This is a genomic window from Nonomuraea sp. NPDC050540 (genome assembly GCF_044457485.1).
In the GTDB taxonomy this organism is placed as follows: domain Bacteria; phylum Actinomycetota; class Actinomycetes; order Streptosporangiales; family Streptosporangiaceae; genus Nonomuraea.
Map to the genome: position 1 here is coordinate 116129 of NZ_JBITHA010000013.1, position 23185 is coordinate 139313.

Sequence of the window (23185 nt, forward strand, 5' to 3'; positions counted from 1 at the left end):
CATGGGGCCGCTGTCAGAGGACGCCTGTCGCCGAGCGGATGGCCAGGCCGGCGCCCAGGAGGATGACCATCGCTGCGGTGCCGACCGGGGCCAGGCCGGACAGGCGGGCGGCGATGCGGTGACCGGCCGCGGCGCGGCGTTCCAGGCGGTCGGCCAGCTTGACCAGGAGCAGGCCGGTGACGGTGAGGGTGGCCGCCATGCCCAGGCCGTAGGCGGCGACGAGCGCGATGCCGAACCAGGTACGGCCCAGCCCGATCGCCCCCAGCAGCACGATCAGCGCCGAAGGGCTCGGCACCAGCCCGCCCGCCACCCCCAGCCCCACCAACCCGCGCCTCCGATACCCCGTCTCGGGCCCATGCCCGTGTCCATGCCCGTGTCCATGCCCGTGTCCATGCCCGTGTCCGTGTCCATGGCCGTGTCCGTGTCCGTGGGTGGGGTTGCGGGAGGTGAGGAGCTTGATGCCGATGGCGGCGATCAGCACCCCGCTGGCCACGCCGAGCCAGGACAGCACCGACTCCCCCGCCAAAGCGGTGAACGCGCTCAGCAGCAGCCCCACCACCAGGACGGCGGCCGTGTGGGTGGCCGTCACCGTGGCGCCCACCACGAGCGCGTCGCGCGGGCGGCCCCTGCGACCGGCCAGGTAGGCGGCCATGATGGTCTTGCCGTGTCCGGGGATCAGCGCGTGCCCGGCGCCGAGCAGCACCGCCAGCAACACCGCGAGCAGCCCCAGCGGCAGGGTGAGGCCGTCGGCGCCGATCAGATCGGTGAAGGTCCGGTCCACGAAGGCGAGCGCCTCCCCGATGGGCCCGCCGATCGCGGGCGCCGCGAGCCCGCCGCTGGTCGGCGGCCCGCCCGGACCGGGCTCACCGGTCGCGGGGGAGGAGCCGGGGGTGGCGGTGAAGGTGGCGGTGCGCTGGTTCAGGGGGTTGGACAGGAGGTCGTCCGGGTAGCGGCGGAGTTCGTCGCTCACGCTGGTCGTGCCGACGTTCGAGCCCGAGAGCCGGACGCCTTCCCCCACGGCGGTGATCTCCCGCCAGCCGATCCTTTCCTGCTGATAAATGTCCTCAAAGGTGACGCCGCCGGAAATGTCGCCAGTGTCGGCCGTCAGCTCGCAGGTCAACCGGCTGGTCCGCAACCCGCCCTGCCCAGGGGTGAACGCGAAGGCCGCGGAGGCGACCCGCCACGGCACCGCCGTACCGTCGACGACCAGGCGCTGAGCCCGCGCCAGCGCGGCACACTCCGCGGCGGCCGACACCCCGTCGCCCGCCTGCAGCGTGGGCAGTTCGGCCAGGTCCACCACGGCGGTGTTCTCGACCCGATCGGGAAGAACCCGCAGCCCGTTGTGGTGGTTGACGGTGAAGTTGCCCAGCGGATGGGCCAGGAGGGCGCCGGACAGCACCAGCGACGCGATCATGCTCACGAGAACCTCGCAAGGGCGGGCAGGGACGGGTCGAAGGCCGGGTTCAGGCGCTTGGCCGGGATGGAGGAGGGGCGGCGGCCGAGCGCGCGTTCGATCTCGGCGCGGTGGTGGTGCAGGATCGCGTTGCGCCACCCGCTCGCCGTCGCCTTCTCCGCGTACGGCAGCGCCTCCCGCGAGCGCCCCGCCCGGTGCAGCGCCCAGGCCAGCGCGTCGGCGGCGACCGCGTTGCGGTTGTCGGCGTACTCGGCGCGGGCGAGGCGGACGGCGGCGTCCGGCGAGCCGTGGTAGGCCTCGAACTCCGCCCAGGTCAGGGCGTCGCGGACGCCGGCATCCTCGTAGAGGCGCCGCTGGGCCCTCAGGAGCGTCCAATCGGCGGGCAGCCCGGCCTTGATGCGGGTCTCGCCCTGTTCGAGCAGGTATTGGGGCAGAGGCAGCCGGTTCACGACCGTCTGGTAGAGGTCCAGCGCCTCGGGGAGGCGGCCGGAGAGGGCGGCGACCCGGGCGCGTCCGGCCATCGCGGGCACGTAGGCGGGCATGGCCTGCTGCGCCCGCGTGTACCAGTGGTCGGCCTCCTGCAGCGCGCCGGAGCGCAGCGACAGCTCGCCCAGGTAGTAGCGGGTGTAGGCGAGGTCGGCCGGCAGGTACGCGTCCTCGTGCGCGAGCCGCATCAGCTCGGTCGCCGAGGCGGTGTCACCACGCAACTCGGCGGCGTACGAGGCGCGGGTGAACGACGGCACCCCGGGGCGCAGGGCGAGCATCTTGTCCACGGCGCGCTGGGCGCCGGGCAGGTCGCCGAGCTGGGTGAGGGCGTCGGCCAGGATGCCGTGGGCGGTCGAGCTGTAGGCGTTGACGGAGATGGCCTGCTCGGCCAGCCGTACCGCCTGCTTGAACTCGTGGCGGCCGGCGGCCAGGGCCGCGCGGCCGGTCAGGACGGCGTCGTCGCGCGGCGCGAGCGCGGCGGCCTTGGCCAGCGCGCCCTCGGCCTTCGGGTAGTAGGCGGGGTCGCCGGTGGTTCTGGCCTGTTCGATCTGCTCCATGCCGAGCTGGGCCCAGGAACGGTAGTCGCCGGGCAGCCGGGCCAGGCGCGCCTGCAGCGTCTCGGTGAACACGGCGGGCTGTTCGGCCGAGGGCGCCGGCGGGGCGAGCACCGCGTAGGCGGTCAGCGCCAGGGCTCCGGCCAGGGCGAGCGCGACGATCCAGCGCATGGCGGGTGGCTCCGTTCAGGGATGGAGATGACAGACCGGCCGCTACGGGCCGGGGAGTGGGGATGACCGGCCGGGCCGCTACGGGCGGGAGTGGAGATGACCGGCCGGCCGCGACGGGGAGCGGCCGGCCGGTCGGACGGCGGGCGTTCGGGAGTGTCGCCCGCCGAGGGGACCGGCCGCTCCCGGAGAGGAGGAGCGGCCGGGTGGTGGCCTATCGCTGGTTCACCGCGACATTGCTGGGCAGCGGGATGTACGGGAACGTGGCGCCGAACGTCTTGTCGTTCTGGTCGACCTTGTCGGTCAGCGCCGGGATGAGCTTGCCGGTCACCGCCGCGCCGGCCACGGCCTGGAGCTCGATGTCGACGACGTCGTCGCTGAGCCGCCGGCCGTTCGGGAAGCCCTGCAGGTCACCGGCGAGCACGCCGAGCCGGTTCGGGTCCTTCGTGGGCGGGATCGACATGTTGAGCCGCATCATCTCGGCGGGACGCAGCTTGCCCGCGTCCTTGTTGAGCGACTGCGAGTTCAGGTCGGCCATGATCGGGCCGTTGCCCTTGGCGATGCCGGTCAGGAAGATCTGGACCAGGTCGTTGCGCGGGGTGGCCGGGGCCTTGATGCCGTAGATGGACTCGAGGAGCCTGGCCAGTTCGGGGTCGGTGACGCGCTTGACCACGGCCGGGACGTCGGCGTCCTTCTCCGGGGGCAGGGCGTTGAACGCGTCCTTCAGCCCGGCGGGCACCACGAGCTCGTTGACCAGCGGCTCGCCCAGGCGCGAGACCTGCTTGTAGCCGTCGGGGCCCCACTTGTCGGTGGTGGACCACACGCCGATGACCGGGTTGCGCTTGGCGTCGGACTTGAGCGCCAGGTCCTTGGCCGCGACCTGCAGGCCGAGCGTGTGGACGTTGTAGCCCTTGAGCGTGTCCTGGCCGACCTCGGACAGGTTGCCGCCGTACAGCAGGTCGAAGACACGCAGGTCGAGGAAGAACGCCTCGTCGGACTGCCCGGCGAAGGTCTTGCCGCCGGGGATGTTGGTGATCGCCTGCGAGCGCAGCGTGCCGTAGTCGGGCATCGAGGCGGGTCCGACGTTGCTGGGGGCGACGACGCCGTTGGCGACGATGGTGCTGGTGCCGCTCTCGGTGATCCGCTTGAGCGTGTAGCGCTGGCGGTAGAGCAGGTTCTGGTCGTTGAGCGAGGTGACGGGCCCGTCGTTGTACAGGAACGTGGTGTTTCCGCGCTTGTCCTCGTCGCGGAAGGTCCACTGGTAGGTGATGTCGGGCTTGGCGTCGCCGTCGTTGTCGATCTTGATGTTGTAGCGGGACTTGGTGTCGAAGAAGTAGAAGTTGGGGCCGCCCTGGGGCTCCTCGAACGGGATCCAGTTGGCGAGCAGGGTGACGGTGTCGGGCTTGTCGGGGCTGACGAACGCGTAGACGTCGGTGTTGTCGTTACGCGGGTCGCCCGAGATCGCCGGTGCCTCGCGGTGCGAGGAAGCCGTGCCGGTGTCGGTACGGAGCAGGGCGAACGAGGAGGCGGTCAGTGCCGCCGCAACGCCCAGTCCGACAAGGGCGCGCCGGTTGATCCGGAGCTCCATGTTCGGTCCTTTCAGTCTTGGTCCTGGCTGAGGTTCCGGCCGGGTTCCTCGAAGCCCTATTCGCGCGACTCCTCCTCGGGGATGAGAAGTCAATCAAAGTTGACATACTTAGGTCGTCAATTTAGGTTGACGGGTACGGATTGAGCCGTTCGTTCGTTGGAGTTATCGGAAATTCCGGAAAGGGGAACTATGGACGAGGACGCAGGGGGAAAGGCGCCGTTCAAGGTGCTGATCGGGTACCTCAGGCCGCATCGGGGGATCCTCGTGCTGGGCGGCGTACTCAGCCTGATCGGCTCGATCGCGGGCCTGGCCATGCCGTTGCTGGCCAAGTACGTGGTCGACGCGTTCGGCGCCAAGCAGTCCATGGCCGCGCCGCTGATCGGGCTCACGGTCGCGGTGCTGGTCGGCGCGGTCGTCTCGGCCGGGGGCAGCTACCTGATGGAGCGCACCGGTGAGGGCATCGTCCTCGGGGCGCGGCGCAAGCTCGTCGACCGCCTGCTCAGGCTGCGGGTGGCCGACGTGGACCGGCTCAAGCCCGGCGACCTGCTGTCGCGGGTGACCGGCGACACGACGCTGCTGCGTTCGGTGCTGACCAACGGCATCGTCGACTCCATCGGCTCCGTCTTCATGCTCGTCGGCGCGATCGTCATGATGGCCGCGATGGACGGCATCCTGCTGCTGGTGACGCTGCTGGTCATCGTCGTCATCGGCGGCCTCGTGGCGCTGGTCATGCCGAAGATCCAGAAGGCCCAGCACCAGGCGCAGGAGGCCGTGGGCGAGATGGGCGCGGTGCTCGACCGGGCGCTGCAGGCGTACCGCACGGTCAAGGCGAGCGGCGCGGAGGAGCGCGAGGTCGAGGTCGTCGGCGAGGCGGCGGTACGCGCCCGCGACCGCGGCCTGCAGGTGGCGGGCTGGACCTCACTGGCCGGAGTGGCCACCTGGATGGCGGTCCAGATCGCGTTCCTGTGCGTGCTGGCGGTCGGCGGCGCCCGGGTGGCCGGGGGCACGCTCGAGGTCTCGGCGCTGATCGCGTTCCTGCTCTACCTCTTCTACCTGGTGGCGCCGATCGGCCAGCTCGTCGAGGGCGCCGTGCAGCTGCAGAACGGCCTGGCCGCGCTGAAGCGCATCCGCGAGATCGAGGACCTGCCGGCCGAGCCCGCCTCGGCCCCGACGGTCCGTGAGGGCGCGCCGGTCGGCGTGACCTTCGAGGACGTCACCTTCCAGTACGGCGAGGACCGCGAACAGGTGCACCACGGCGTCACGTTCGACGTGCCGCCCGGGGGCCTGACGGCGCTCGTGGGCCCGTCCGGAGCGGGCAAGTCGACGGTCTTCGCGCTGCTGGAGCGCTTCTACGACCACCAGGGCGGGACGATCGCCGTCGGCGGCAGGGAGATCCGCGACTGGCCGCTCGGCGACCTGCGCGCCACGCTCGGCTACGTGGAGCAGGACGCGCCCGTGCTGGCCGGGACGCTGCGGGAGAACCTGCTGTTCGCCGCCGAGGACGCCACCGACGACGACCTGTGGCGGGCGGTGCGGCGGACGCGGCTCGACGACCTGGTCTCCCGGCTGCCGGAGGGGCTGGAGACGCCGGTCGGGCACCGGGGCGTCCTGCTGTCGGGCGGCGAGCGGCAGCGGGTGGCCATCGCCCGCGCGCTGCTGCGCAAGCCCCGGCTGCTGCTGCTCGACGAGGCCACCTCGCAGCTGGACGCGGTCAACGAGCTGCGCCTGCGCGAGGTCATCGCCGAGGTGGCCAAGGAGACGACCGTGCTGGTCATCGCCCACCGGTTGTCGACCGTCACCAACGCCGACCGCATCGTGGTCATGGAGGCGGGCAAGGTGCGGGCCATGGGCACCCACGACGAACTGGTGGGCGCCGACGAGCTCTACCGCGAGCTGGCCGCGACCCAGTTCCTGGTGAGCTAGTGAGATATCGGGACGTTTGTCTGTTGTACGAGTGAAGAGAATGGCAATGACGGTCCTGCTCCTGGCCGGTCCGGCCGCCGCCCTCGGGTCCGCCCCGGCCCAGGCGGCGACCGGCCAGTGCGTGGGCAACCGTATCGAGCACCTCGCGGTCAAGACCTCCGGCTCCCTCTCCTGCGGGTCCATCCAGATCGCCAACGCCAAGTACGCCGGCCCGGTGAAGGTGTACGGCAAGGGCCGCTGCATCGCCGCCTCCGCGGTGATCGACGCCGGCCGGAACGAAGCCGTCAAGGTGACTCCCAGCTATCACTGCTGACCTGTACTCTTCGAGTGACATAGGTGAATATGTTCATTCAGTGTCACTCAGAGGAGAGCTTCATGAGCCGGGTCGTGCGCGCGCCCAGAGGTACCACGCTGACCGCCAAAGGATGGCCGCAAGAGGCGGCGCTCCGGATGCTCCAGAACAACCTGGACCCGGAGGTCGCCGAACATCCCGAGCAACTGGTCGTCTACGGCGGCTCAGGGAAGGCCGCACGCGACTGGCCCTCGTTCGACGCGATGGTCCGCACGCTGACCACGCTTGAGGGCGACGAGACGCTGCTGGTGCAGTCGGGCCGCCCGGTCGGCGTGTTCCGCACGCACGAGTGGGCGCCCCGCGTCCTCATCGCCAACTCCAACCTGGTGCCCGACTGGGCCAACTGGGAGGAGTTCCGCAGGCTGGAGGCGGCCGGCCTCACCATGTACGGCCAGATGACCGCCGGATCCTGGATCTACATCGGCACCCAGGGCATCCTGCAGGGCACCTACGAGACGTTCGCCGCCGTGGCCGCCAAGCGCTTCGGCGGCACGCTCGCCGGGACGATCACGCTCACCGCCGGGCTCGGCGGCATGGGCGGCGCCCAGCCCCTCGCGGTCACCATGAACGGCGGCGTCGCCATCTGCGTCGACTGCGACCCGCGCAGCGTCTCCCGGCGCATCGAACACCGCTACCTCGACGTCGAGGCGTCCTCCCTGGAGGAGGCGCTGCGCCTGGCCTACCAGGCCCGCGACGAGCGCCGCCCGCTGTCCATCGGCGTCGTCGCCAACGCCGCCGACGCCCTGCCCGACCTGCTGTCCCGCGGCGCCGAGATCGACATCGTCACCGACCAGACCTCGGCGCACGACCCGCTGATGTACCTGCCGCAGGGGATCGCCTTCGAGGACATGTCCGCCGCGCGCGAGAAGGACCCCGCGGGGTTCACGCGGAAGGCCCGCGAGTCCATGGCCAAGCACGTCGAGGCCATGGTCGGCTTCAAGGACGCCGGCGCCGAGGTCTTCGACTACGGCAACTCCATCCGCGGCGAGGCCCAGCTCGCCGGCTACTCCCGCGCCTTCGACTTCCCCGGCTTCGTGCCCGCCTACATCCGGCCGCTGTTCTGCGAGGGCAAGGGCCCGTTCCGCTGGGCGGCGCTGTCCGGCTCGCCCGAGGACATCCACAAGACCGACCGGGCCATCCTGGAACTCTTCCCCGAGAACGAGCAACTGGCCCGCTGGATCCGCAAGGCCGGGGAGAAGGTCCACTTCCAGGGCCTGCCCGCGCGCATCTGCTGGCTCGGGTACGGCGAGCGGAACCTGGCCGGCGAACGCTTCAACGACATGGTGGCCAGCGGCGAACTCCAGGCGCCCATCGTCATCGGGCGCGACCACCTCGACAGCGGTTCGGTGGCCTCGCCGTACCGGGAGACCGAGGCCATGGCCGACGGATCGGACGCCATCGCCGACTGGCCGCTGCTCAACGCCATGCTCAACACCGCCTCCGGCGCCGCGTGGGTCTCGATCCACCACGGCGGCGGCGTCGGCATCGGCCGCTCCATCCACTCCGGCCAGGTGACCGTGGCCGACGGCACCGCGCTGGCCAGGGAGAAGGTCAGCCGCGTGCTCACCAACGACCCGGGCACCGGCGTGATGCGGCACGTCGACGCGGGCTACGAGGAGGCGGCCGCGGTCGCCGACGAGCGCGGTGTCCGCATCCCGATGAGGGAGTCCTCGAACTCCCGATGATCCGTTACGGCTCCGCCGCCCCACCGCCTCCCGCCGCCGTGGGAAGCGCCCGATCGCCGGGCGCTTCCCACGTCGGACGGCGTGCTCGCCGCCACAAGGCCCGCCTGACCGGCCAAGTGGTGCCCACATTTCGGGATACGCGGGATGGGATCGCATGAGTGACGGCGTTGGAGGTGGCGTGACGCATTCCGGGCTTGAGGCGCTGCTCGACGGGCGGCGCCTGTCGCCTGTGCAGCGCCGGATCGCGCATTACCTGTCCGAGAACCTCGATGACGCGATCTTCCTGTCCAGCGTCGAACTGGCCGAGCGCTCCGGGGTCAGCCAGCCGTCGGTCACCAGGTTCGCGATGGTCCTGGGCTTCGCCGGGTATCCCGAGCTCAAGCAGGCCCTGCGGCCACTCGTGCTGGGCGGGCCGCGCCCCGCCGAGGACTCGCTGATCCGCACCGCGCTCGACGACGAGATCCGCAACCTGTCGGCCGTGCGCGAGCGGCTGAGCGCCCTGCCGATCAAGGAACTGGGCGAGGCGCTGGCCGCCACCGAGCCGCTGCCGGTGCTGGGGCTGCGGGTGTCGTCGGGCCTCGCCACCACGTTCGGCTACTACGCCCGCCGGATCCACCCCGACGTGCGGCTGCTGGTCCACGGCGGTTCCGAGCTGATCGACGGGCTGCACGCGGCGCGCCGCGCGGGCGCGGGGTGGGTGCTGGCGGTCGTGCTGCCCAGGTATCCGGCGGAAGCCGTACAGGCTCTGGAATATGCCGAGAAGGCGGGGCTGCGCACGGCGGTCATCACCGACCGGCCGGACTTTCCCGCCGAGGTCGTGCTCGACGCCCCGGTCGGCGACCGGCTCGTCTTCGACTCCCACGCCGCGCCGCTCGCGCTGGCCATGGCCCTGGTCGAGGCCATGGCCGACGCGGCGCCGCTGCGCACCCAGGCGCGGCTGGAGGAGTACGAGAAGATGACCGAGGAGACCGGAACCTTCTCCGAGCTACCCTGCGATACGCCTCAGTGACCGGACGGACCAGGTCACGGTCAGCAGGGCGAGGCCGAGCATGATGGCGAAGGCCAGCGGGACGTTGACGTCGCCGAGGTTCCCGGCGAACAGCGCGCGGCCCGCCTCGACCGGGTGGTAGAAGGGCGTGAACCAGGCGACCTTCTCCAGCCAGTCCGGGCCGAAGGCCATCGGCAGCAGCGCGCCCGACAGCAGCATCAGCGGCAGCGCGAAGAACTGCATGATCTGCCCCATGGCGTTCTCGTCGCGCAGGCTCAGCGCCAGGCCGTAGGCCACGCCGGAGGAGAACAGCCCGGTGAGCGCCAGCAGGAGCACCATCAGCAGCAGACCGGCGGGGCCGACCCGCATGCCCATGATCACGGCCACCACCATGACGATGAGCGACTGGATCACCAGCACGACCACGTCGCGCAGCATCCGTCCCAGGACGATCGCCGGGCGCCGGGTCGGGCTGACCGCGATGCGCTCCAGGACGCCGCTGCGCATCTCGTAGATCGTGCCGTACGCCACGCCCATCGAGCCGAACAGCGCGGTGATCACCAGCATGCCGGGGGCGAAGCTGGTCAGCGCCTGCCCGAGATCACCGGCGAACCCCATGCCGGCGAACAGCGGGGCGAACAGCAGCAGGTACATGACCGGCTGCATGATGCCGAACAACGGCCAGATCGGGTTGCGCAGCGTGTTCCTGACCTCGTAGGCGAAGAAGAGCGAGGTGTCGCGGATCATACGGCGGCTCCCGTGTCCCTGAGCGAGCGTCCGGTCTTGGCGAGGAAGACGTCGTCGAGCGTCGAGCGGTCCAGCGCGATCGAGCGCAGCTCCAGCCGCTCCTCTTCGAGCCGCCTGAGCAGGGCGGGCAGCATGTGCTCGCCGTCGTCGAGGTAGACGCGCAGCACATCCTCGTCCACGCGGGCGGCGCGGGCCAGCGGGCCCAGTGCCTCGGCCGCGCGGTCGAGCTCGTCCAGGCGCAGGGTGACCACGTCACCGGAGACCTCGCGCTTGAGGTCGGACGGGGTGCCCTCGGCCACGACCACGCCGTGGTCCACGATCGCCAGCCGGTCGCACAGGGCGTCGGCCTCGTCGAGGTAGTGGGTGCTGAGCAGCACGCTCGTGCCCATCTCGCGCAGCTCGCGGATGCGGTCCCAGAGGTTGGCGCGGTTCTGCGGATCCAGGCCCGTGGTGGGCTCGTCGAGGAAGAGCAGCGGGGGCGCGTGCACCAGCCCGAGCGCGATGGCCACCCGCCGCTTCTGGCCTCCCGACAAGGTACGGCCCGGCCGGTCGGCCAGCTCCAGCAGGTCGAACCGGCGCAGCACGTCCTCGGCCGCCCGGCCCGGGTCGGCCACGCCATAGATCTTGGCCGCGAAGACGATCTGCGCGCGCGGGCTGCTGGCCTCCTCCACGCCGCCGGCCTGGGAGACGTAGCCGAGGTTGCGCCGTACCCCCGCGGGGTCCTTGAGCAGGTCGTGCCCGGCGACGACGGCCTGGCCGGCGTCGGGGACGATCAACGTGGCGAGCATTCTGATCGTGGTCGTCTTGCCCGCCCCGTTGGGGCCGAGCACGCCGAAGATCTCGCCCTTCTTCACCGCGAGGTCCACACTCTTGACGGCCTCGACCGTCTGGACGCCCTTTCTGCTCTTCGTGGTGAAGGTCTTCCTTAAGTCCGTTGCTTGAATGATCATTGTTCTCCTCAGGGAAGCTCGTCGGCTTCCACCTTTTTCACGGCTTCCTCGCACCAGGCGAGCTGGGCCTTGAGCATGCCGATGTTGAGCTTGAGGTTCTCGTCGATGTGCCGGGGCGCGCCCGCGCCCCGCTTGGCGCCCAGGGCCCGCTCGGTCATCGCGATCGCGATCGTGAGCTGCTCTTTCCTGCCGCGCAGCGCGCCGAGCAACTCGGGCTTGCCGAGCCGGTCCATGAACGTCATCGCGACCTGGAACGGGTCGACGATGGGCTTGATCTCGTTCCAGAACGTCATGAGCAGATGGAAGAACTGGTAACGGCCGTCGTCGCTGAGCGCGTAGACGGTCTTTCCGCCTTTGCCGCTCTCCACGACGTCCAGCAGTCCTTCGTCGGCCATCTTCGACAGCCCGTGGTAGATCGACCCGTAGGCGACGTTGGCCCAGAAGTCGGCGCCCATCATCTCCAGCTGCCTTCTGACCTGGTAGCCGTTGAGCGGGCCGTCGAGCAGGGTGCCGAGGATGAGTACACGCGTCGAAGACATCCTCAAGTTTGAGTTCAAATTTGAGGATGTGTCAAGGGTGACTAGGGTGACGGCATGAGTGAACGACCGATCGCGCTGGTGACGGGGGCTTCTCGCGGGGTGGGCGCGGCCGTCGCGCGTGCCTTGGCCCCGACCCACCGACTGATCCTCGGCGGACGCGACGAGAAAGCCCTGGCCGAGGTCGCCGCGGACCTTCCCGGCGCCCGGGTGTGGCCGGTGGAGCTGACCGGCCTGCGGGCCGCGGACCTGCCGGACGTCGAACGCCTGGACGTCCTCGTGCACAGCGCGGGCGTGGCCGAGCTGTCCCGCATCGCCGACACCCCGGCGAGCGTCTGGCGCGACACCTACGAGATCAACGTGGTGGCCGTCGCCGAGCTGACCCGCCTGCTGCTGCCGGCCCTGCGCGCCGCCGCAGGCCACGTCGTGTGCGTCAACTCCGGCGCCGGCCAGCGTGCCAACCCGGGCTGGGCCGCCTACGCCGCCAGCAAGTTCGCGCTGCGCGCCTTCGCCGACGCCCTGCGCCAGGAGGAGCCCGCACTCCGCGTCACCAGCCTCTACCCCGGCCGCGTGGCCACCGACATGCAGCGCGCGGTGCGCGAGCAGGAGGGCGGCGCGTTCGAGCCGGACAAGTACCTGGCCGCGGAGACCGTGGCCGGCGCGGTTCTCGGCGCTGTCACCGCGGGCGCCGACGCCCACCTGACCGATCTCATCCTCCGCCCGCGGAGCGGCCCTGTCCTATGAATGGATTCATTCACTAGAGTGACCCCATGCTTGGAGAACTTGCGCACATCGGGCGGGATCCCGCGACCAACGGCTATGTCCGGGATGCCTGGTCGGCCGTGGACCTGGAGCTGCGGGAATGGTTCGCCGGGGAGGCGGGCCGGCGCGGCCTCGAACTGCGCGAGGACCGCAACGGCAACCTCTGGGCGTGGTGGGGCGACCCGTCGGTGACGCCGGGCGTGGTCACGGGCAGCCACCTCGACTCGGTACGGCAGGGCGGCGCCTACGACGGCCCCCTCGGAGTCGTGTCGGCCTTCCAGGCGCTCGACCTGCTCAAGGAGCGAGGCTTCCAGCCGGGCCGGCCCCTCGGCATCGCCTGCTTCACCGACGAGGAGGGCGCCAGGTTCGGGGTGCCGTGCATGGGCTCGCGCCTGCTGACCGGTGTCCTCGATCCCGACCGGGCCAGAGGGCTGGCCGACGACGACGGGCGCACGCTGGCCGAGGTGCTGGCCGCGGCGGGGCGTAAGCCGTACGGGCTGGGGAAGGACGAGGAGACGCTCGGGCACGTCGGCGTCTTCGTCGAGCTGCACGTCGAGCAGGGCAGAGGGCTGGTCGACCGCGGCCGGCCGGTCGGCGTGGCCAGCGCGATCTGGCCGCACGGCCGCTGGCGCTTCGACTTCCGCGGCCAGGCCAACCACGCCGGCACCACGCGCCTGGAGGATCGCGACGACCCGATGCTCGCCTACGCGGGCAAGGTGCTGGCCGCCCGTGAGGCGGCGCGCCGCTACGGCGTGGTCGCGACGTTCGGGAAGGTGCGCGTCTCGCCCAACAACGCCAACGCCATCCCGGGACAGGTCTCGGCGTGGCTGGACGCCAGAGGCGCCTGGGAGCGGGCGGTACGGGCGCTGGTGGCGGAACTGAGCGCGGGCGAGCAGGTCAGCGAGGAGTCCTGGACGCCGGTGGTCGACTTCGACGAGGCCCTGCGTGAGCGCGTCGCCGCCGCGGCCGGAGACGTGCCGGTCCTGGCGACCGGGGCCGGGCACGACGCGGGCATCCTCGCCTCGGCCGGGGTGCCGTCGGCGATGCTGTTCGTGCGCAACCCGACCGGCATCTCCCACTCGCCCGCCGAGCACGCCGAGGAGGCCGACTGCGCGGCCGGGGTCGAGGCGCTCGCCCACGTCCTGGAGGACCTGTGCCGCTGACCTACTGGTGCGAACAGGCGTGGCTGCCCGACGGCGTCGCCGAGAGCGTGATCGTCGAGGTCGGCGGCGAGCGCGTCGCCGCCGTCACCCAGGGCCCGCCGCCGCCCGGCGCGCGGCGGCTGCCGGGGATCACGGTGCCGGGGCTGGCCAACGCCCACTCCCACGCCTTCCACCGGGCGCTGCGCGGCGCCACCCAGACAGGCAGGGGCGACTTCTGGACCTGGCGCGACCAGATGTACGAGATCGCCGCCCGGCTCGACCCCGACTCCTACCTGACCCTCGCGCGCGCCGTCTACGCCGAGATGGCGATGGCCGGGATCACCTGCGTGGGCGAGTTCCACTACCTGCACCACGCCCCCGGCGGGCGCCCGTACGCCGACCCCAACGCCATGGGACACGCGCTCGTGCGGGCCGCCCGCGAGGCCGGGCTGCGCATCGCTCTGCTCGACACCTGCTACCTGACCGGCGGCATCGGCACGCCGCTGGCCGGCGCGCAGGCCCGCTTCGGCGACGGCGACGCCGAGCGGTGGGCTCTGCGGGCCGAGGACCTGGCCGCGCGGTACGCCGGACAGCCCGACGTGGTGGCCGGGGCCGCGATCCACTCGGTACGCGCGGTGCCGCCCGAGCAGATGCCGCTGGTCGCGGAGTTCGCCCACCGGCACGCCGCGCCGCTGCACGCCCACGTCTCCGAGCAGCGGGCCGAGAACGCCGCCTGCGTCGAGAGGTACGCGGCCACGCCGGTGCAGGTCCTGCACGAGCGCGGCGCGCTGGGCCCGCGCTCGACCGCCGTGCACGCCACCCACCTCACCGACGCCGACGTCGAACTGCTCGGCGGCTCGCGCACGCACGTCTGCATGTGCCCGACCACCGAACGCGACCTGGCCGACGGCATCGGCCCGGCCAGGACGCTCTTCGACAAGGGCGCGCCGATCACCCTCGGCTCCGACAGCCACGCGGTGATCGACCTGTTCGAGGAGGCGCGGGCGGTCGAACTCGACGAGCGCCTGGCCAGCGAGAAGCGCGGCCACTGGCGCGCCGCCGAACTGCTGTCGGCCGCGACGGCCGCCGGCCACGCCTCGCTGGGCTTCCCGGACGCGGGGGTGCTGGCCGAGGGCGCGTGGGCCGACCTCGTCACGGTCCGCCTCGATTCCGTCCGTACGGCCGGCGCCACGGGAGCCGAAGCGGTGGTCTTCGCGGCGACGGCGGCGGACGTGTACTCGGTGGTCTCCTCGGGCCGCCAGATCGTGGCCGACGGCCACCACATTTCCGGAAATGTCGGTCAGATGCTGGCCGAGGCGATTGGAGCCCTGCGGTGAGCGCGAAACTGATCGACGGCATCGGCCTCCTCTACACGGGCGACCCCGCCCGCGAGGAGATCGCGGACGCCGCCATGGTCGTCGAGGACGGCCGCGTCGTCTGGACCGGGCCCGCGGCCGAGGCGCCGGAGGCCGACGAACGTGAGGACGCCACCGGGCGCTGCGTCATCCCCGGCTTCGTGGACAGCCACGCCCACCTGGTCTTCGCCGGTGACCGTACCGCCGAGTTCGACGCGCGCATGTCCGGCCAGCCGTACACGGCCGGAGGCATCCGCACCACCGTCGCCGCCACGCGCGCCGCCAGTGACGCCGAACTGGCCACGCACGCCGCCGCGCTCCTCGCCGAGATGCGCCGCCAGGGCACCACGACCGTCGAGATCAAGAGCGGCTACGGGCTCAGCGTCGAGGACGAGCGGCGCTCGCTGGAGATCGCCTCCGGCCTCGTCGACGAGACCACCTATCTGGGCGCGCACGTGGTGCCCGCCGGGGTGGACGCCGACGACTACGTGCGGCTCGTGGCGGGGGAGATGCTGGCGGCCTGCGCGCCGTACGCGAAATGGGTGGACGTCTTCTGCGAGCGCGGCGCGTTCGACGGCGACCAGACGCGGGAGATCCTCACCGCGGGCATCAAGGCCGGGCTGCTGCCCAGGGTCCACGCCAACCAGCTCACCGAGGGGCCCGGCGTGCGGATCGCCGTCGAGCTCGGGGCGGCCTCCGCCGACCACTGCACGCACCTGACGGACGCGGACGTGGACGCGCTGGCCTCCTCCGGCACCGTGGCCACGCTGCTGCCGGGGGCCGAGTTCTCGACACGCTCGCCCTACCCGGACGCGCGACGGCTCATCGACGCCGGGGCCACCGTGGCCATCGCGACCGACTGCAACCCCGGCTCGTCGTTCACCTCGTCGATGCCGTTCTGCATCGCGCTGGCCGTACGGGAGATGAGGATGACGCCGCTGGAAGCCGTCAGGGCCGCCACGTACGGCGGGGCCCGCGCGCTCCGGCGGGAGGACGTCGGCGTGCTGCGGCCGGGGTCGCGCGCGGACTACGTGACCCTCGACGCACCCTCGTATGTGCACCTCGCATACCGCCCGGGCGTACCCTTGGTAGCGGCCGTCTCCTCCTGAAGGAGGACAACCAGAACCATCCCAGCGGCGTACCTGTTTAGGGAATCTTTGCTTCGGACCACACGTTGGCCGGGTATAGAACGCAGCTGCGGGAACGAGGTGCCTGGGGATGGCAAGGCCTACGGGGAGTCGCACGCAGGAGGTCGCCGAACGCGACCTGCTCGGAACCTATCTGGCGGAGATAGGCCGGGTCCCGCTGCTCACCGCCGAGGAGGAGGTCGAGCTCGCCAAGCGGATCGAAGCGGGGCTTTTCGCCGAGCAACTGCTCGACAGCGGAGGCTCGGAGCCCCGCATCGGGGACGTCGCCGACGAGGAGCTCGAACGGCTGGCGATATCGGGACAGCGGGCGAAGGACGAGTTCATCCAGGCCAACCTCCGGCTGGTCGTGGCGGTTGCCCGGAAGTACTCCGGGCGGGGGATGCCGCTGATCGACCTGGTCCAGGAGGGGAACCTGGGACTGGTGCGAGCGGTGGAGAAGTTCGACTACCAGCGGGGGTACAAGTTCTCCACGTATGCCACGTGGTGGATCAGGCAGTCGGTCGGACGGGCCATTCACGAACAGGCTCGCCCGGTACGGCTGCCCACGCATGCCGGTGAGCAGATGACCCGGCTGATGCGGGTACGGCGTGACATGCTGGCCGAGTTCGACACTGAGCCCACTGATGACGACCTCGCTCAGGTCCTGGAACTGCCCATCGAACGGGTTCGCGAACTGCGCCGGTGGGCGTCCGACCCCGTTTCGCTGCAGCTTGGCGTCGGAGACGAGGACGAGACCGAGCTTGGCGACATGATCGCGGACGAGACGTGGGCCGATCCCGAGCAGCAGGCGATCGAGATCCTTGAGCGTGAGCGGCTTGACCAGTGGTTGACCGACCTGGAGGGCGACACCTCCGAGATGCTGAGGTGGCGCTACGGGCTGGTGGACGGGCGCGAGCACACGCTGACCGAGGTCGGAGAGCGGTACGGGATCGGGCGAGACCGGGCCCGGCGGATCGAGCGAGACGCCCTGGCCCGGCTCCGCAAGATGGCCGCCGCCTAAAAGCGAGGTCATCGCGCTTCGCGCTCAGGCGTGTTGCCTGGCGAAAGGCAAGGTCATCGCCTTGGGCGCGCTTCGCGCTTGTGGGGCTCAGGCGTTTCTCCAGTCGAGCCGGGGCTCGACCCCTGTCGAGCCTCCGCTTCGCTCCGGGCGCCTTGCTTTGGGGCCCCACCCCTTGCCCGGCTGGGTGGCCGACCAGCTCCTGCCCACCCGTGCCGGTTGGGTGTCCTTGGCCGGGCAACGGGTCTTCGTTGCTCTGGGGCGGCGCCGGTCTTTCGATGCCCGGAGATTGATCAAAGGTCCAGAGTCAGTGGGTCTAGGCGGTGCTCACCTCAACCTGGTCGTCTCTCCGGCGGACCGGATGCCGCCCATTGAGCTTCCGGATCTCCGATGACGTGGGCCGAACCGGCCCAGAGTTGCCATCGCACAGGCTATTCGCCGTGCTTCTTGGCCCACAGGGTGATGCGGGTCGCCGGGTCCGCCTTGCGGCCCGCGGCCGGTGTCTGCCTGGTGACGACCCAGTTGCGGTCGTAGATCTGCAGCCGGTCCTGTCCGGTGGCGTCCTGGTCGTCGAGGAAGTAGAAGCCGGCCGCCTGCATGGTGTCCTGGGCGGCCTGCAGGTTCATACCGACGACGTCGGGGATCTTCGCTCTCGCGGCTGACGGTTCCGGGGGTTCGGGGGAGGATGTCGGGGACTGGGTGGGGCCGGACGGTGACGTGATGGTCGTGGCGGGCGCCGGTGCCGGCAGGCCTGCCGTACCGGGGGATGAGCAGGCGGCGCACGCGAGGGTGAGCACGGCGACCGAGCTGAGGGACATCCGCATGAACGCACTCCTTGCCTGAGGTAGGCCCGCAGTGTGTTCCTCGACGGATGCGAGCCGGTTGACACCGCCTTTCTGAGCGGACAACCCGGACATGGATCCGGGAGGTCGCATAGCCCTGACCTTTGCGTACCGCCGCCCAGGGAATCGTCTCGCGATGTCTTGCCCGGTAGCGCGAGGCCGCGTCGACCGTGCCCTGGACACGGCCCCGACCGGCGGCCGGATCGACCGCCCCGACCAGACCAGCCCGGCCGGCGGCTCACTGCCGGCCCTCATCAAGCTGACCGGCGACCCCGACCGCGTCCCCACTGTCTCCGACTTCGCCGCCGCGGCCGAACTGGGCACCCGGATCACCCGCATCGACATGCGCTACGACCGGCTGGACGAGTTCGCCCGGCTGGCCGGCGAAGGCGTCCTGGCCGTGTCGGTCGCCCGTACCTACACCCTCGACCAGATCCCCGAGGCCGCCGGGCTCAGCCAGTCGCGGCGGCAAACTCATGCTCGTCCCGAATCATCGACGCGAGCAGCGGCGACAATGATCAATTCCAACGGAGGCCCTCTGCTCGGGTGAGTGCCGCGGCCGGTCGGGAAGCGGGACCGGTCCCGATCGGGCCGGGCTGGGTTGCGGCAGCCCGGCCACCTCCGCCTGGTTCCAAGGCGCACCCTCTCCTTAGGCCGCCCGAAGGAATGCTTGATCGACTGGGGGGTCGAAGGCTCGCTAGGGTGAGGCGTTCGATCACCTTCACCCCCAGGAAGTGCCACGTGTCCCGTCGATACCGATTAAGCCTTCTCGCCCTTCTCGTCGTGGGCGTCTACGTCGTCGCGCTGGCGATCGTCGGAGCGCTCGCACTGATCTCGGGCGATCTGAGCGCGATGTTGCGGCTGACGCTGGTGCCCGAGATGGATGAGAGCCTCGCGGTGACGTGGCGCAGCGTGGTCATCCTGGGGCTGGTCGGCGCGATGTGGGCGTGGGCGCTGTGGCAGGGCCTGCGCGGGCCGCTGGTGGGCCCGCCGTTCGAGATGGATCGGGACACGGCGCGACTGCGGATCGCGCTGTACGTCGCGGCGGCGTCCTGGCTGATCTATCCCCTCGTGACGTCCTGGTCATGGTGGATGAGCCTGCTCGACGCCGCGGTGATGCTGGCGGTGGTGTGGTTGTACCACCCGGTGCTGACGCGTGGCCTGAAACATGGCGACCACATGCGGTCCTTCGGCGTCGTCGCGTACGGAAGCGTCGCGGTCTCCGAGGTGCTCGACTGGCTCGGCATGCCCGTGGGCGACTTCCTGGTCCTGGTCGGCGGGGTGGCGGGACTGCTGTGGACCGTGCTGATCCTGCGGGCGCAGCGCAATGACGGCCGCTGGCAAATCTCCACCGTGGCGTACGGCATCGCCGCCCTGGTCCTGATGCTGACCTCCTCGCTGCTGGACCGGCTGCTGGAAGGCGTCGGCAACGTCCCCGGCACGGTCTCGGCGGTCGCCGGCGCCCTGAGCCTGATCTGGCTGACCCGCTCCGCCCACGACCTCGCCAACCCACGCCACGAGGCGACGGTCCCGCCTGCGCCTCTCACCGCGCAGCCGTGACGACGGTTCGTGCGATGGGTGACGCGTGAACGCGTTGCGCGGCCTTGGCTGGGAGTCGAAGATGCCGGTATGCGCGGACGTACACGGGCTTGGGGTCGGCGGATCTTGCTTCTGTTGTCGGTACCGCTCGGCGTGGGTACGGCGGTGGCCAGCAACCAGGTGCTGACCGATGCCGGATGGAGCTGGGGGTGGACGGGTGTCGCCGTGGCGGTGGCCGCGGCCGGCGCGCTGGTCGCGTTCTGGCTGACCCGGCCGTCCGCCGCTGAACCGGATCCTCCGTCCGATGGCGGGGGACGGTCCGGCGTTTCGGCCACGGGGGAGCGGTCGGTCGTTGTCAGGGGTGAGAACAGCGGGATCATCTCCACGGGCGACGGCGCCACCAACATCCAGACGCGTCAGGACCACACCACCGACGAGGGCTGAGTCGACTCTTCGTGGTGGCGGCCCGGCGTACGTCAGGGCGTCCAGCATCGATTCCTCCGGGGAGACGGGAACCGTCTGGCCCGATCGGGCGCACCCCACCTCGAAGGCGGTGTTGGGCGGAAACGTTCGAGGTGCAGGCGTCCGGCGGGGAAGGCGGCCCCGGCCGCGGCGAGCGCCGGCGCGGGGCCGCAGCAGTACACCAGCGCGTGTTCCCGAACCTGTCAAGCCGTCAGCTCGCCGAGGCAGTGGCGGTGGCCGCGCGGACGCACGAGGGACCGATCGATGAGTTCGGCGCGCTCCCCGGGTCGTAACAGTCCAACGAGAAGAAAGGCGGGACCATGAAACTGACGACCATCATGAACGTCTCTGTCGACGGCGTGATGCAAGGCCTCGGCGGGTCGGATGAGGACCGCAGGGGCGGATTCGAGCGCGGTGGATGGGCGCTGCCGCTCTTCGACGACGAGGCCGAGGCGTTCCTCGGCGCGGTCTACCAGCGCGCCGACGCGTTCCTGTTCGGCCGCCGGACCTACGAGATCTTCGCCGGCTCGTGGGGAACCGGCTCCTGGGGGGCGGAGCAGGGCGACAACCCGATCTCAGCGGCCCTGAACTCCCGGCCCAAGTACGTGGCCTCGACCACGCTCGGCGACCCGCGATGGGCGGACACGACCGTCCTGTCCACAGACGTGGCAGCCGCCATCGGCGACCTGAAGGCCAAACCCGGAGGCGAACTGCAGGTACACGGCAGCGGCGACCTGGTCCGCTGGCTGTTCGCCAACCAGCTGGTCGACGAGATCATCCTGATCACGTATCCCGTGGTCGTCGGCCAGGGCAGGCGGCTGTTCCCCGACGCCGGCCCGGACACGGCGCTGGAGCTGATCGACTCCCGAGCCACCTCACATGGCATAACGATCCAGGTCTACCGGCCCAGCGGCCGCCCGCAGTACGCGACCGACACCACGACCTAGGAGGCGTGGCCGGCGGGTTCTCCCGGGCCGAAGCCGTACGGCGGCGCCCCCGCCGGTATCCGTCCGGCCCAGCACTGTGGATCTTCCCGCCCGGGAGGCCGGCCTGGGAGCCGGTGTCGGCATGGTGAAGACGGGAAGGAGCGCTTCACACGCCCCTTCCCGGGTGCATCTAGCGCACGATGATCCATGAGTCAGTGAAGTGCTTGCCGCCGGGGTGGTAGGCGGTCGACCTCCCGCCGTGGCCGGCCCAGTTGCCCAGGACGGTGTTGCAGTTGAAGCCGGAACTGCACCACTTGCCGGCAACGCGCCACTGTGAGTGGGGGCGGGCCTCGCAGGTCACGGCAACCATGGTGTCAGTTGCCACGAAGTCCCGACACGAGGCCGCATTGGCGCTGCTGCTGGCGCTGGCGCTGGTTCCGAAGCCGGCGGTGGTGAGGGCGGTGGCGAGGGCCGCGACGGCGGCCGCCTTGGGAAGGAACTTGCCGCGAAGGCCGGGCAGAAAGCGGGGGACTTGCATGAGCGTCTCCTTCGACTCAGGTGCCGATGGCTGACAAGGCCCGGCTGGCCTTGCCTTCATCGACCTGTCAGGGACCCGCGACGGGAGCGGTTGCGGCCGTCTCGGGTTCACACGCTCGGTGTGAACAGGTCCATGGCCCTGATCTTGGTGGGCCCCCTTCACCGCGGCCTCACCGCGCGCTCACCGGCTCAACGTGGTCCGGTGAGCACGGCGGGTCCGAGCCTTCGACCAGGAGCGGGCCACGGGGCGAGACACTCGACGCGCTTCGGCCGTTGATGGGGGTCCGATGGGTCAGGGGCGCTTCGGCCAGGTTCGTGTCACTGAGGTTCGCGCCGGCCGGTCACATCGACGTAGCCGGCCAAGGACACTCAACCGGCCCCCACCCCAACCGGCACGGGTGGGCAGGAGCTGGCTGGCCGCCTAGCTGGGCAACGGGTGGGCGGGATCTGGCCATGGGCAGTCAACCGGCCCCCACCCCAACTGGCACGGGTGGGCAGGAGCTGGCCGGCCGCCTAGCTGGGCAACGGGTGGGGCCTCGATATGGCGGCCCGACCGAAGGGAGGCCCTTCAGGGGTCGAGCTTCAGCTCGACTGGAGAAACGCCTGAGCTCCAGAAGCGCGAAGCGCGCCAAGGGCGATGACCTTGCCTTTAGGGGCGGAGGAGGCGGTGAAGGAAGTCTTCCACCGCTTTCTCGGCGCCTTCCAGCTCGTTCCCCCTCGCCACCAGCAACACGCTCTCGTTGATCGCGGCCAGCAGCATGTGCGCGTACACGTCCAGTGCCGCTCTCGGCACCCGTCCGGTCGCCCTCAGCGCTGCCTTCAGCATGCCGAACGCGTGCCGTTCCTCCAGCGCTCGCCATCTCTCCCACCCCAGTACGGCGGGTGCGTCGATCAGCACGATGCGGCGGGTGGCCGGGTCGTGGGCCATTCGTACCCATGCCAGGCACCCCGTCACCAGAGCCTCGGCCGGGTCGGCGATGCCCTTCACCGCCTCCATCAGCCGCACCCCCACGGACGTCTCCACCTGCTCAAGTACCGCCTCGAACAGGGCGTCCTTGCCCGAGTAGTGGTGGTATAGCGCCCCCCGGCTGAGCCCCGTCTCCTGCAGGACGGTTTCGATCGAGGTGCCCTCGTAGCCCTGCTCGGCGAACAGGCGTCGCGCGACCGTGAGGACCCGGTCGCGGGTGGCCGCGCCCCGCTCTGCCTTGAGGTTCATGAACCAACTCTAGACATACCGACTGCCAGTCGGGTATTTTCCAGACCGACAGTCGGTTTGTTTGGAGGCGTTCATGCTCAACCACATCGACGAGGGCCAGGGGCCGGCCACGCTGTTCGTGCACGGCGTGGGCACGAGTTCCTACCTCTGGCGCAACGTCATCGCCGAGCTACGCGGCGAACGGCGATGCGTCGCACCCGATCTGCCCGTCCACGGCGACAGCCCGATCACCGACGACCTCACTCTGCCGGGACTGGCGGAAGCGCTGGCCGAGTTCTGCGACGACCTGGGACTCGACCAGGTCGACATGGTCGCCAACGACACCGGCGGCGCGATCGCCCAGATCTTCGCGGTACGCCATCCGGACAGGCTCCGTTCCCTCACCCTCACCAACTGCGACGTCCACGACAACACCCCGCCCGAGGCCTTCCGCCCCACCGTCGACCTGGCCGCCAAAGGCGAGCTCGTCCCTCTGGTCGAGGCCCTGATCCAGCACCCCAACCTGATCGGCCAGAGCGTGTACGGCGAGGGCTACGAGCGGATCGACGACCCCGAGGCCCTCGTGGAGGCGTACCTGCGGCCGATGTTCGCCAAGCCCGGCGGCGGGCGGGCCTTCGAGCGGCTCCTGGCCGGGATCGACGCCAAGGAGATGGTGGCCATCGAGCCGCAACTGACGGTGCTTGCCGTGCCAACGCTTGTGGTGTGGGGTACGGGTGACGTCTTCTTCGGCGTGGAATGGGCGCGCTGGCTGCGCGACACCATCCCGGGCGTGCGGGAGGTCGTCGAGATCGACGGTGGCCGGCTCTTCTTCCCCGACGAGCGGGCCGCCGAGCTCGTCCCTCATCTTCGGCGCTTCTGGGGGTAATGC

Annotated in this window: 23 protein-coding genes; 14 read left to right on the top strand and 9 right to left on the bottom strand. The window is 70.8% G+C overall.

Annotated features, from left to right (window positions below):
• Positions 1 to 13 precede the first annotated feature (13 nt).
• From ACIBI5_RS36250 to ACIBI5_RS36260, 3 genes are all read right to left on the bottom strand, one after another.
• Complete coding sequence (locus tag ACIBI5_RS36250; RefSeq protein ID WP_397253454.1) at positions 14 to 1420, bottom strand: High-affinity nickel-transporter; 1407 nt, start codon at positions 1418 to 1420, stop codon at positions 14 to 16.
• On the bottom strand, positions 1417 to 2625 hold the full coding sequence (locus ACIBI5_RS36255; RefSeq protein WP_397253456.1) for a tetratricopeptide repeat protein: 1209 nt from the start codon (positions 2623 to 2625) through the stop codon (positions 1417 to 1419). The genes ACIBI5_RS36250 and ACIBI5_RS36255 overlap by 4 nt, the downstream gene beginning before the upstream one ends.
• A 211-nt stretch (positions 2626 to 2836) precedes the next feature.
• Positions 2837 to 4210, bottom strand: a complete 1374-nt coding sequence (locus ACIBI5_RS36260) for a DUF4331 domain-containing protein (protein ID WP_397253457.1) — start codon at positions 4208 to 4210, stop codon at positions 2837 to 2839.
• A gap of 189 nt (positions 4211 to 4399) precedes the next feature.
• On the opposite strand from ACIBI5_RS36260, the gene ACIBI5_RS36265 reads away from it, so the two are divergent.
• The 4 genes from ACIBI5_RS36265 (at position 4400) to ACIBI5_RS36280 (ending at position 9179) form a co-directional block, all read left to right on the top strand.
• Positions 4400 to 6133, top strand: coding sequence for an ABC transporter ATP-binding protein (locus ACIBI5_RS36265; protein ID WP_397253459.1), 1734 nt, complete (start codon positions 4400 to 4402; stop codon positions 6131 to 6133).
• Positions 6134 to 6179: 46 nt separating this feature from the next.
• Positions 6180 to 6446, top strand: a complete 267-nt coding sequence (locus ACIBI5_RS36270; RefSeq protein ID WP_397253460.1) for a hypothetical protein — start codon at positions 6180 to 6182, stop codon at positions 6444 to 6446.
• Between the two features lie 62 nt (positions 6447 to 6508).
• Complete coding sequence (gene hutU, locus ACIBI5_RS36275) at positions 6509 to 8170, top strand: urocanate hydratase (RefSeq protein ID WP_397253462.1); 1662 nt, start codon at positions 6509 to 6511, stop codon at positions 8168 to 8170.
• Between the two features lie 178 nt (positions 8171 to 8348).
• Positions 8349 to 9179: a MurR/RpiR family transcriptional regulator gene (locus ACIBI5_RS36280; RefSeq protein WP_397253464.1), complete on the top strand. Its 831-nt coding sequence runs from the start codon at positions 8349 to 8351 to the stop codon at positions 9177 to 9179.
• Here ACIBI5_RS36280 and ACIBI5_RS36285 read toward each other — a convergent pair.
• From ACIBI5_RS36285 to ACIBI5_RS36295, 3 genes are read right to left on the bottom strand one after another with little or no spacing between them, the layout of a single operon-like run.
• Complete coding sequence (locus tag ACIBI5_RS36285; RefSeq protein ID WP_397253466.1) at positions 9156 to 9905, bottom strand: ABC transporter permease; 750 nt, start codon at positions 9903 to 9905, stop codon at positions 9156 to 9158. The genes ACIBI5_RS36280 and ACIBI5_RS36285 overlap by 24 nt on opposite strands.
• Positions 9902 to 10855, bottom strand: a complete 954-nt coding sequence (locus tag ACIBI5_RS36290; protein ID WP_397253468.1) for an ATP-binding cassette domain-containing protein — start codon at positions 10853 to 10855, stop codon at positions 9902 to 9904. Before ACIBI5_RS36290 ends, ACIBI5_RS36285 begins: the two co-directional genes overlap by 4 nt.
• Before the next feature lie 8 nt (positions 10856 to 10863).
• Entirely contained in the window at positions 10864 to 11394 is a 531-nt protein-coding gene (locus tag ACIBI5_RS36295; RefSeq protein WP_397253470.1) for a PadR family transcriptional regulator, read from the bottom strand.
• Positions 11395 to 11448: 54 nt separating this feature from the next.
• Here ACIBI5_RS36295 and ACIBI5_RS36300 point away from each other — a divergent pair, with 54 nt between their 5' ends.
• The 5 genes from ACIBI5_RS36300 to ACIBI5_RS36320 all read left to right on the top strand — a co-directional run bounded on the left by ACIBI5_RS36300 (position 11449) and on the right by ACIBI5_RS36320 (position 16798).
• Positions 11449 to 12135, top strand: a complete 687-nt coding sequence (locus ACIBI5_RS36300; protein WP_397253471.1) for an SDR family oxidoreductase — start codon at positions 11449 to 11451, stop codon at positions 12133 to 12135.
• Between the two features lie 26 nt (positions 12136 to 12161).
• Positions 12162 to 13316, top strand: a complete 1155-nt coding sequence (locus ACIBI5_RS36305) for an allantoate amidohydrolase (protein ID WP_397253473.1) — start codon at positions 12162 to 12164, stop codon at positions 13314 to 13316.
• A complete protein-coding gene (locus tag ACIBI5_RS36310; protein ID WP_397253475.1) occupies positions 13307 to 14632 on the top strand; it encodes a formimidoylglutamate deiminase in 1326 nt (441 codons plus the stop codon). The genes ACIBI5_RS36305 and ACIBI5_RS36310 overlap by 10 nt, the downstream gene beginning before the upstream one ends.
• Positions 14629 to 15759, top strand: coding sequence for an imidazolonepropionase (gene hutI, locus ACIBI5_RS36315; RefSeq protein ID WP_397253477.1), 1131 nt, complete (start codon positions 14629 to 14631; stop codon positions 15757 to 15759). Before ACIBI5_RS36310 ends, hutI begins: the two co-directional genes overlap by 4 nt.
• Positions 15760 to 15868: 109 nt before the next feature.
• A complete protein-coding gene (locus tag ACIBI5_RS36320) occupies positions 15869 to 16798 on the top strand; it encodes an RNA polymerase sigma factor RpoD/SigA (protein ID WP_379609264.1) in 930 nt (309 codons plus the stop codon).
• Between the two features lie 428 nt (positions 16799 to 17226).
• On the opposite strand, the gene ACIBI5_RS36325 is transcribed toward ACIBI5_RS36320, so the two are convergent.
• Positions 17227 to 17619 carry a PASTA domain-containing protein gene (locus ACIBI5_RS36325; RefSeq protein WP_397253479.1) on the bottom strand — a complete coding sequence of 131 codons (393 nt, stop codon included), beginning with the start codon at positions 17617 to 17619 and terminating at the stop codon, positions 17227 to 17229.
• A gap of 154 nt (positions 17620 to 17773) precedes the next feature.
• Here ACIBI5_RS36325 and ACIBI5_RS36330 point away from each other — a divergent pair, with 154 nt between their 5' ends.
• The 4 genes from ACIBI5_RS36330 (at position 17774) to ACIBI5_RS36345 (ending at position 20585) form a co-directional block, all read left to right on the top strand.
• On the top strand, positions 17774 to 18187 hold the full coding sequence (locus ACIBI5_RS36330) for a hypothetical protein (protein WP_397253481.1): 414 nt from the start codon (positions 17774 to 17776) through the stop codon (positions 18185 to 18187).
• A 233-nt stretch (positions 18188 to 18420) separates the two neighbouring features.
• A complete protein-coding gene (locus ACIBI5_RS36335) occupies positions 18421 to 19197 on the top strand; it encodes a hypothetical protein (RefSeq protein WP_397253483.1) in 777 nt (258 codons plus the stop codon).
• A 114-nt stretch (positions 19198 to 19311) separates the two neighbouring features.
• Positions 19312 to 19620 (top strand): hypothetical protein, encoded by a 309-nt coding sequence (locus ACIBI5_RS36340; protein ID WP_397253486.1) that lies wholly within the window; start codon positions 19312 to 19314, stop codon positions 19618 to 19620.
• 338 nt (positions 19621 to 19958) lie between these two features.
• Positions 19959 to 20585 (top strand): dihydrofolate reductase family protein, encoded by a 627-nt coding sequence (locus ACIBI5_RS36345; RefSeq protein ID WP_397253488.1) that lies wholly within the window; start codon positions 19959 to 19961, stop codon positions 20583 to 20585.
• Between the two features lie 169 nt (positions 20586 to 20754).
• Here ACIBI5_RS36345 and ACIBI5_RS36350 read toward each other — a convergent pair whose 3' ends face one another.
• On the bottom strand, positions 20755 to 21102 hold the full coding sequence (locus ACIBI5_RS36350) for a hypothetical protein (protein ID WP_397253490.1): 348 nt from the start codon (positions 21100 to 21102) through the stop codon (positions 20755 to 20757).
• A gap of 648 nt (positions 21103 to 21750) precedes the next feature.
• Positions 21751 to 22317: a TetR/AcrR family transcriptional regulator gene (locus ACIBI5_RS36355; RefSeq protein WP_397253491.1), complete on the bottom strand. Its 567-nt coding sequence runs from the start codon at positions 22315 to 22317 to the stop codon at positions 21751 to 21753.
• Positions 22318 to 22390: 73 nt separating this feature from the next.
• Between ACIBI5_RS36355 and ACIBI5_RS36360 the strand changes: the two genes are divergently transcribed.
• Complete coding sequence (locus ACIBI5_RS36360) at positions 22391 to 23182, top strand: alpha/beta fold hydrolase (protein WP_397253493.1); 792 nt, start codon at positions 22391 to 22393, stop codon at positions 23180 to 23182.
• Positions 23183 to 23185 lie beyond the last annotated feature (3 nt).

Bases quoted from the DNA above. Each gene is read 5' to 3' on its own strand.
- ACIBI5_RS36255 (WP_397253456.1), bottom strand. From the start codon at position 2,625: ATGCGCTGGATCGTCGCGCTCGCCCTGGCCGGAGCCCTGGCGCTGACC.
- ACIBI5_RS36260 (WP_397253457.1), bottom strand. From the start codon at position 4,210: ATGGAGCTCCGGATCAACCGGCGCGCCCTTGTCGGACTGGGCGTTGCG.
- ACIBI5_RS36265 (WP_397253459.1), top strand. From the start codon at position 4,400: ATGGACGAGGACGCAGGGGGAAAGGCGCCGTTCAAGGTGCTGATCGGG.
- ACIBI5_RS36270 (WP_397253460.1), top strand. From the start codon at position 6,180: ATGACGGTCCTGCTCCTGGCCGGTCCGGCCGCCGCCCTCGGGTCCGCC.
- hutU (WP_397253462.1), top strand. From the start codon at position 6,509: ATGAGCCGGGTCGTGCGCGCGCCCAGAGGTACCACGCTGACCGCCAAA.
- ACIBI5_RS36285 (WP_397253466.1), bottom strand. From the start codon at position 9,905: ATGATCCGCGACACCTCGCTCTTCTTCGCCTACGAGGTCAGGAACACG.
- ACIBI5_RS36290 (WP_397253468.1), bottom strand. From the start codon at position 10,855: ATGATCATTCAAGCAACGGACTTAAGGAAGACCTTCACCACGAAGAGC.
- ACIBI5_RS36295 (WP_397253470.1), bottom strand. From the start codon at position 11,394: ATGTCTTCGACGCGTGTACTCATCCTCGGCACCCTGCTCGACGGCCCG.
- ACIBI5_RS36300 (WP_397253471.1), top strand. From the start codon at position 11,449: ATGAGTGAACGACCGATCGCGCTGGTGACGGGGGCTTCTCGCGGGGTG.
- ACIBI5_RS36305 (WP_397253473.1), top strand. From the start codon at position 12,162: ATGCTTGGAGAACTTGCGCACATCGGGCGGGATCCCGCGACCAACGGC.
- ACIBI5_RS36320 (WP_379609264.1), top strand. From the start codon at position 15,869: ATGGCAAGGCCTACGGGGAGTCGCACGCAGGAGGTCGCCGAACGCGAC.
- ACIBI5_RS36325 (WP_397253479.1), bottom strand. From the start codon at position 17,619: ATGCGGATGTCCCTCAGCTCGGTCGCCGTGCTCACCCTCGCGTGCGCC.
- ACIBI5_RS36330 (WP_397253481.1), top strand. From the start codon at position 17,774: ATGTCTTGCCCGGTAGCGCGAGGCCGCGTCGACCGTGCCCTGGACACG.
- ACIBI5_RS36345 (WP_397253488.1), top strand. From the start codon at position 19,959: ATGAAACTGACGACCATCATGAACGTCTCTGTCGACGGCGTGATGCAA.
- ACIBI5_RS36350 (WP_397253490.1), bottom strand. From the start codon at position 21,102: ATGCAAGTCCCCCGCTTTCTGCCCGGCCTTCGCGGCAAGTTCCTTCCC.
- ACIBI5_RS36355 (WP_397253491.1), bottom strand. From the start codon at position 22,317: ATGAACCTCAAGGCAGAGCGGGGCGCGGCCACCCGCGACCGGGTCCTC.
- ACIBI5_RS36360 (WP_397253493.1), top strand. From the start codon at position 22,391: ATGCTCAACCACATCGACGAGGGCCAGGGGCCGGCCACGCTGTTCGTG.